Origin of the sequence: Providencia sp. PROV033 (genome assembly GCF_028484855.1) — a bacterium.
GTDB classification, from domain to species: Bacteria; Pseudomonadota; Gammaproteobacteria; order Enterobacterales; family Enterobacteriaceae; genus Providencia; species Providencia alcalifaciens.
In genome coordinates this window covers 61,165-69,779 of record NZ_JAMPSW010000005.1, presented here as the reverse complement: position 1 = coordinate 69,779, position 8,615 = coordinate 61,165, and the positions used below count along the sequence as shown (strand labels likewise).

The 8,615-nt window shown below is 42.8% G+C and carries 8 protein-coding genes; 7 read left to right on the top strand and 1 reads right to left on the bottom strand.

Features of this window, described 5'->3' with window-relative positions; all coding sequences use genetic code 11:
* Positions 1–51: 51 nt before the first annotated feature.
* Complete coding sequence (gene icd / locus PSF16_RS02410; RefSeq protein WP_036975489.1) at positions 52–1,305, bottom strand: NADP-dependent isocitrate dehydrogenase; 1,254 nt, start codon at positions 1,303–1,305, stop codon at positions 52–54.
* Between the two features lie 647 nt (positions 1,306–1,952).
* Between icd and rluE the strand changes: the two genes are divergently transcribed.
* The 7 genes from rluE to phoQ all read left to right on the top strand — a co-directional run bounded on the left by rluE (position 1,953) and on the right by phoQ (position 8,581).
* On the top strand, positions 1,953–2,594 hold the full coding sequence (gene rluE, locus PSF16_RS02405; protein WP_432652902.1) for a 23S rRNA pseudouridine(2457) synthase RluE: 642 nt from the start codon (positions 1,953–1,955) through the stop codon (positions 2,592–2,594).
* Complete coding sequence (locus PSF16_RS02400; protein WP_154600931.1) at positions 2,587–3,036, top strand: NUDIX domain-containing protein; 450 nt, start codon at positions 2,587–2,589, stop codon at positions 3,034–3,036. The genes rluE and PSF16_RS02400 overlap by 8 nt, the downstream gene beginning before the upstream one ends.
* An 83-nt stretch (positions 3,037–3,119) precedes the next feature.
* Complete coding sequence (mnmA, locus tag PSF16_RS02395) at positions 3,120–4,241, top strand: tRNA 2-thiouridine(34) synthase MnmA (protein ID WP_272688717.1); 1,122 nt, start codon at positions 3,120–3,122, stop codon at positions 4,239–4,241.
* Positions 4,242–4,243: 2 nt separating this feature from the next.
* Positions 4,244–4,870 (top strand): high frequency lysogenization protein HflD, encoded by a 627-nt coding sequence (gene hflD, locus PSF16_RS02390; RefSeq protein ID WP_006660841.1) that lies wholly within the window; start codon positions 4,244–4,246, stop codon positions 4,868–4,870.
* Between the two features lie 18 nt (positions 4,871–4,888).
* Positions 4,889–6,259 (top strand): adenylosuccinate lyase, encoded by a 1,371-nt coding sequence (gene purB / locus PSF16_RS02385; protein WP_272688716.1) that lies wholly within the window; start codon positions 4,889–4,891, stop codon positions 6,257–6,259.
* A gap of 188 nt (positions 6,260–6,447) precedes the next feature.
* Positions 6,448–7,122 (top strand): two-component system response regulator PhoP, encoded by a 675-nt coding sequence (gene phoP, locus PSF16_RS02380; RefSeq protein WP_006660839.1) that lies wholly within the window; start codon positions 6,448–6,450, stop codon positions 7,120–7,122.
* Position 7,123: 1 nt separating this feature from the next.
* Entirely contained in the window at positions 7,124–8,581 is a 1,458-nt protein-coding gene (phoQ, locus tag PSF16_RS02375; protein WP_006660838.1) for a two-component system sensor histidine kinase PhoQ, read from the top strand.
* The last annotated feature ends 34 nt before the right edge of the window (positions 8,582–8,615 follow it).

Here is an 8,615-nt window from a genome sequence, read left to right as displayed (position 1 = left end):
TAAAAAACGGGAACCGTTAAGTTCCCGTTATTATTCACACCACGTAATAAATTACATGTGTTTAATGATTGCGTCGCCGAATTCGCTACATTTCAGTAATTTAGCGCCTTCTAACTGACGTTCGAAATCGTAAGTTACAGTCTTAGCCGCGATTGCGCCTTCCATACCTTTAACGATTAAGTCAGCCGCTTCAACCCAACCCATGTGGCGCAGCATCATCTCTGCGGACAGGATGATAGAACCTGGGTTCACTTTGTCTTGGCCTGCATATTTAGGTGCAGTACCGTGAGTTGCTTCGAATAGTGCGCATTCAGAACCGATGTTTGCACCTGGTGCAATACCGATACCGCCAACTTGTGCGGCTAATGCATCAGAAATATAGTCACCGTTCAGGTTCATACACGCAATAACATCATACTCTGCTGGACGTAACAGGATCTGCTGTAAGAATGCATCTGCGATAACATCTTTAACAATGATATCTTTGCCTGTTTTTGGATTTTTAATTTTAACCCATGGACCGCCATCGATTAATTCACCGCCAAATTCTTCTTGTGCTAACTGGTAACCCCAATCTTTAAATGCACCTTCAGTGAATTTCATAATGTTGCCTTTATGAACTAAAGTCACTGAGTCACGGTTATTATCAATAGCATATTCAATCGCAGCGCGAACTAAACGTTTAGTCCCTTCTTCAGAACATGGCTTAATACCGATACCGCAATTTTGAGGGAAACGAATTTTCGTTACACCCATTTCATTTTGCAGGAATTTAATCACTTTATCTGCTTCTGCACTACCAGCTTTCCACTCAATACCAGCATAAATATCTTCCGAGTTTTCGCGGAAAATAACCATGTCAGTGAGTTCAGGTTGTTTAACTGGGCTTGGCGTGCCTTTGTAGTAACGTACAGGACGTAAGCAGATATATAAATCAAGCTGTTGACGAAGAGCAACGTTGAGGGAACGAATACCGCCACCAACTGGTGTGGTTAATGGACCTTTAATAGAAACGCGATAGTCGCGGATTAAATCGAGAGTTTCTTGTGGTAACCAGACGTCTTTACCGTATAACTGTGTGGATTTTTCACCCGTATAAATTTCCATCCAAGAAATTTTACGCTCGCCGTTATAGGCTTTTTTTACTGCTGCATCAACAACTTTCAGCATTGCAGGAGTAACATCAACCCCAATACCGTCACCTTCGATGAAAGGGATAATTGGGTTATTCGGAACGTGTAATTTGCCTTTTGCATCAATGGTAATTTTAGCGCCTTCTGCCGGAACTACTACTTTGCTATCCATTAACCTCTCCTTCACTTGCGTATTTTGCTTGTTAATTTTTTGTAAGAGACCTGTCAATACTACTGCAATCTGCGTCGAACGCCAATGATTACTAAACTAAGCTTTTATACAGATCGCATTTAACGCATTTTTTATGTGCCCAGACACTCGACACAATCAAAATAAACTTAACAAAATCAATCCATTGAAAAAGATTATTAATTCTTGAAAAAGTTAAAAACTCAGTCAAATCCCTCCGTAAGCGTTTAATCGCTATATTCCGTAGTTTATCTAAAATATCTCATTTAAACATTCGTACTGCTCACAGAAATTAATATATAGCCATATTATCTCTATGATTTAATAGGTTTAATTAAATTATTAGCATTTAATGGTTTTAATGAAGTAAAGTCAGCATCACAATGATTTCGAATGAATTTTTCATAACCTAAATTTAATCAAAATTGATTAAAATAAATAATCAAATGCTACGGTAACTTAAGATTTATAAACTGTTTATTAATGAAACAAATGAATCATTGAAATGTTAAAAAACGGATCAACCTCATTACACTGCTTGATTCACTCTTCAACGGTGCAGTCTTACTTTATTATCAAAATATCGTTATCCTATTGCACATGACATGAATGACTCTCAATACAGTACGATGAATACACCTAATCGCAGCCGCACCAAACACTTAACTTCGCATTCCAAACGACGTCGTTCACTTGCAACGAAGACATCTGTGCGCGCCTCTCAGCCGCGGAAAGTGATTATTTTTAATAAGCCTTTTGATGTGCTGCCTCAGTTTACTGATGAGCAAGGTCGTGAAACGTTAAAAAATTATATTCCTGTGTCTGATGTGTATGCTGCCGGACGCCTAGATAGGGACAGTGAAGGTCTGTTAGTGCTTACGAATGATGGAAAATTACAAGCAGAACTTACCCAACCACAGAAAAAAACAGGGAAAGTCTACTATGCTCAAGTAGAAGGCGTTCCCGATGAAACCGCTCTCGCAAAATTCCGTCAAGGATTAACACTCAATGATGGTCCCACCTTACCAGCAGGGATTGAGCGAGTCGATGAACCGGAGTGGCTGTGGATCAGAACCCCCCCGATTCGTGAGCGTAAAAACATTCCAACGAGTTGGTTGAAGATCACGCTTTATGAAGGACGGAATCGGCAAGTTCGCCGGATGACTGCCAATATTGGCTTTCCTACACTACGATTAATACGTTATTCCATGGGAAGTTTTACACTCAATAACTTATCTTCAGGCGAATGGAAGGAGGTCACTGTTGTTTAAACCAAATGTTACTGTTGCTACCCTTGTTCATGCTCAAGATCGTTTTTTAGTGGTAGAAGAATGGGTCAATAATAAGCCAACCTGGAACCAACCCGCAGGGCACCTTGAGGCTAATGAAACACTACTGCAAGCGGCTGCGCGTGAACTTTATGAAGAGACAGGTATCGTAGGCGAACCTCAAAAATTAATCAAAATTCATCAGTGGATTGCCCCCGACAATACGCAATTTATTCGTTTCTTATTTTCTCTCGAACTCGATGCCCCTTGTGAAACTCATCCTCATGATGACGATATCAGCGCTTGTCACTGGGTCACTGCCGATGAAATTCTAACCAGCAAATGTCTTCGCTCACCGTTAGTTGCCCAAAGTTTGCGCTGTTTCCAAGAAGGCATCAGTCACCCTGTAAGCGTTTTAGCCGCCTTTGGTCATCATTACGAGTAACATTATTTTCCTAACGCTGGTGCAATAAGGGGGCAACGTGCTAAAGTATGGGGCTTGATTTTTCCGCATTGAGACTATTTCCCATGTCAGATAACAGTACCAAATCAGATAACAGCCAAATTAAAGTCATCGTCGGTATGTCCGGTGGTGTTGACTCCTCCGTTTCCGCCTACTTGCTCCAGCAGCAAGGGTATCAGGTTATCGGGCTGTTTATGAAGAACTGGGAAGAAGATGATGATGAGGAATATTGCTCTGCGGCAACAGACCTCGCCGATGCTCAAGCTGTCTGTGACAAACTAGGTATTGAGCTTCACACCATCAACTTTGCCGCCGAGTATTGGGATAACGTATTCGAACATTTCTTAGAAGAATACAAAGCAGGACGCACCCCAAATCCGGATATCTTGTGTAACAAAGAGATCAAATTTAAAGCTTTCTTAGAATTTGCCGCAGACGATCTTGGTGCAGATTACATTGCAACAGGTCACTACGTTCGTCGCCGTGATGTTGATGGCAAAAGCCAGTTGTTACGCGGATTAGACAACAATAAAGACCAAAGCTACTTCTTATACACGCTCAGCCACGAACAGGTTGCAAAAAGTTTATTCCCTGTTGGGGAATTAGAAAAACCAGAAGTTCGCCGTATTGCGGAAGAAATCGGTCTCATCACCGCGAAGAAAAAGGATTCTACGGGGATTTGTTTTATTGGCGAGCGTAAATTCCGTGATTTCCTTGGTCGCTACCTCCCTGCTCAACCCGGTCCGATTGTTACCGTTGATGGTGAAATTATTGGTCAGCACGAAGGATTGATGTATCACACATTAGGTCAGCGCAAAGGTTTAGGTATCGGCGGAACAAAGGAAGGTTCTGAGGAACCTTGGTATGTGGTGGATAAAGACGTTGAAAACAATCAATTGATTGTTGCGCAAGGTCATGAACATCCACGCTTAATGTCTGTGGGCTTAATTGCTCAGCAATTAGATTGGGTCGATAGACAACCTCTGACTGAGCCATTACGCTGTGTGGTGAAAACCCGCTATCGCCAAGCGGATATCCCTTGCACAATAACCCCATTGAGTGCCGAAAAAATCCAAGTGATTTTTGATTATCCGGTTGCTGCTGTTACACCGGGACAATCTGCGGTATTTTATATCGACGAAGTCTGCCTTGGTGGCGGCGTTATTGAAGCCCGTATTCAGGAGTAAATGTGGCTAAAAACTATTACGATATCACGCTTGCGTTAGCGGGTATCTGTCAAGCAAGTCTAATGGTACAAAAGCTAGCCCATGAGGGCTCATATAATGAGCAAGATGGTAAAACCATGGTAGATTGCCTGACTAACATGAATCCATCCACCACGTTGGATGTATTTGGTAATGATGAAGCGAATTTAAAAACTGGTTTAACCGCCCTAATGGGAATGTTAACGGGGGGTAATAGCGGGATCTCTGCGGAGATGACCCGCTATATGCTCAGCATCATGGCGCTAGAGCGCCGCTTAAGTAAAGATGACAAGGCAATGGAACAACTTGGTCAGCGAATTGAGCAGCTTGAACGTCAAGCCAGCTATTTTGAGCCAATGTCTGAAGGTGTTTTCAACGCATTAGCGGGTATTTATGTGGATGTTGTCAGTCCAGCAGGTCCGCGAATTCAAGTGACGGGTTCCCCTGACATCCTGAAAAATACCCTTGTCCAAGCCAAAGTTAGAGCCACATTACTCGCAGGTATTCGCTGTGCAGTTCTTTGGCAACAGGTTGGTGGCAGCCGTCTCCAACTCATGTTTTCTCGAAGCCGTCTGTCTAATCAGGCGAAACAAATTTTGTCTCACCTATAAAATCTGGAGTTGCTACCAATGGAATTATCCTCACTGACCGCTGTATCCCCGATTGACGGCCGTTACGGTGATAAAGTCAGCGCTTTACGCACTATTTTTAGTGAGTTTGGCTTACTGAAATTTCGTGTGCAAGTTGAAGTTCGCTGGCTGCAAAAACTGGCGGCAACCGCTCAAATCAAAGAGGTCCCTTCATTTGATGCTGACGCAATCGCTTACTTAGACGAAATCGTCGCGAATTTCAGCGAAAATGATGCAATGCGTATCAAAGAAATTGAGCGTACAACCAACCACGACGTTAAAGCAGTCGAGTATTTCCTGAAAGAAAAAGTAGCCCATATTCCTGCTCTGCATGCCGTTTCTGAGTTCATTCACTTTGCTTGTACTTCAGAAGACATCAACAATCTGTCCCATGCATTAATGCTGAAAACTGCTCGTGAAGACGTTTTACTGCCACAATGGCGTCAAATCATCGATAAAGTTAAAGCAATGGCTCACGAATATCGTGAGTTACCGTTACTCTCTCGCACACACGGGCAGCCAGCAACACCATCAACTATTGGTAAAGAATTTGCAAACGTCGCTTACCGCTTAGAGCGCCAATATCGCCAGTTAGAGCAAGTCGAAATTTTAGGTAAAATCAATGGTGCCGTTGGTAACTACAACGCACACATTGCCGCTTACCCAGAAGTTAACTGGCACGATTTTAGTGAAACTTTCGTGACCTCACTCGGCATTAAATGGAACCCATTCACAACCCAAATCGAACCACACGACTATATCGCTGAACTGTTTGATTGTGTTGCGCGTTTCAATACGATCGTTCTGGATTTTGACCGTGATATCTGGGGCTACGTTGCGTTAAACCACTTCAAGCAAAAAACCATTGCTGGTGAAATTGGTTCATCCACCATGCCACATAAAGTGAATCCTATCGACTTCGAAAACTCAGAAGGTAATTTAGGTTTATCCAATGCGGTATTAGGTCATTTAGCAAGCAAACTCCCTGTTTCCCGTTGGCAACGCGACCTGACTGACTCGACAGTTCTCCGTAACTTAGGTGTCGGTTTGGGCTATGCACTGATCGCTTACCAATCCACGATGAAAGGGTTGAACAAATTAGAAGTTAACGAACAACACTTGCTGGATGAGTTAGATCAAAACTGGGAAGTGCTAGCAGAACCAATTCAAACTGTTATGCGTCGTTATGGCATTGAAAAACCATATGAAAAATTGAAAGAGCTCACTCGAGGTAAACGCGTAACCGCCGAAGGCATGAAGCAATTTATCGATGGTTTAGCACTGCCAGAAAGTGAAAAAGAGCGCCTAAAAGCCATGACACCGGCAAACTATATTGGTTATGCAGTAAGCTTTATTGATGAAATCAAGTAATTAATCATATTAAGAACAGATGGCTTATTGTCCTCTGTTCTTTTTATTTATTTTCAAATATTTTCAGATTCGACTATTTTTCCGATCCGTTTGCCTTATATTTACTTAAGATCTTGTCCCTTGTCCCATCTCTTTTTACCATACCAATTATAATATTATTATTTACATGCTTTATATGAGGTTCTCCGATGCGCATTCTTATCGTAGAAGATAACGCCCTACTTCGTCATCATTTAACCGTTCAACTCAAAGAATTAGGTCATCAAGTGGATTCAGCTGAAGGCGCAAAAGAAGCTGATTACTTTTTGAATGAAAGCCATCCTGATATTGCTGTTGTCGATTTAGGTCTTCCTGATGAAGATGGGCTTTCCATGATCAAACGCTGGCGCAGTAACCATGTCAGTATTCCGCTTTTAGTGTTAACGGCGCGAGAAAGTTGGCAAGAAAAAGTGCAAGCGCTTAATAGCGGAGCAGATGACTATGTCACTAAGCCATTCCAATTAGAAGAGTTAGTTGCCCGTATGCAAGCGCTCATGCGCCGTAATAGCGGATTGGCATCCCAAGTGTTAGAGCTTGAAAATTTTGTCATCGACCTCTCTCGTAAAGAATTTACCGTCAACGGCGAATCCGTCAAACTGACCGCCTTCGAATACACCATCATTGAAACACTACTGCGTAATAATGGTAAAGTGGTCAGTAAAGACTCTTTAATGCGTCAACTTTACCCAGATGCTGAGCTACGTGAAAGTCATACTATCGACGTTCTCATGGGGCGTTTACGTAAAAAAATCCAGCAGTTCCATGCTCAAGAGGTTATTGTGACTGTCCGGGGTCAAGGCTACCGTTTCGATGTGAATAACTGATATGCGATTTCGTAAATTTAGGTTCAAACCACTTTCTTTACAGGCCCGTTTTATTTGCGCGACCTCAGCCGTGATCCTCGCCTTAACCTTAGCCTATGGAATTGTGGCCGTCGTCGGGTATTTGGTAAGTTTTGACCGCACAACCTATACCCTATTACGCAGCCAAAGTAACCTAATTTACAGCCTTGCCCAGTGGCAAGATAGTAAAATTGATATCCGAGTTCCGCCTAACTTTACGCTGAATAACCCCTCTTTGATTATCATTTATGATAAAAATGGGCAGGTTTTATGGCGTCAACGGGAAGTTCCCAGCATCGAGCGCCTCATTCAACTCGATTGGCTCAAAAAAAATGGGTTGTATGAAATCGACACTGATATCGATGAAACTCGTCAATTACTGAATAATAATCCTGACTACAGTAGCCGACTTAACGATATCGATAATGTCGATGAACCATTAACTCACTCAGTTTCGGTCAATCAATATTTAGAAACCGAAACCATGCCACCGCTCACCATTGTTGTTGTGGATACCTTACCGCAAGATTTGCAAAATACTGGGGTTGTCTGGGATTGGTTTGGTTATGTGATACTCGCCAACTTCCTGCTGGTCATTCCACTGTTGTGGCTTGCCGCATACTGGAGTGTGCGCCCCATTAAGTCATTAATTTCACAAATTAGTAGCCTTGAAAAAGGTGAGCGAGAAACGCTGGATGAAAATCCACCAGCAGAACTCAGAGGATTAGTCCGCAATTTAAATATTTTGTTGAGTAACGAACGAAAACGTTATAGCAAATATCGCACAACCTTGTCAGACCTGACTCACAGTTTGAAAACACCGTTAGCGGTTCTGCAATCGACATTAAGGCTGCTACGCTCCGGCAAAGAGATGACTATCGAACAAGCCGAACCCATCATGCTGGAGCAGATAGGTCGAATCTCCCAACAAGTCGGTTACTATCTACACCGCGCTTCAAGCCAAGGTGATGAGAACCTCATGTTACGGGAAATTGCGTCCGTCCCCTCTATCTTAGATAGTCTATCCAGTGCGCTACATAAAGTGTATCAAAACAAAGGTGTCTCAATCACCGTAGACATTTCCCCTGAAATCACATGGTTAGGTCAACCGAATGATTTTATGGAGGTGATGGGCAACATTATGGAAAATGCCTGTAAATATTGCCTTGAGTTTGTGGAAGTCACCGCCCTTGCGGGTCACGATAGTCTAACAATTTTTGTGGATGATGATGGTCCAGGTGTTCCTGAAAGCAAGCGTAGCCTGATATTTATGCGTGGACAACGCGCCGACACACTACGACCGGGGCAAGGTCTAGGGTTATCTATTGCGGTCGATATCATCGATCAATACGATGGTGAAATCATCATTTCGGATAGCCCACTAGGCGGTGCTAGGGTCGCCGTCACATTTAGACAGCAAGCCGTCATTGAAGATAGTTAATCTGTGAACTGACGCCCTCTAACCCCTGTTTTAC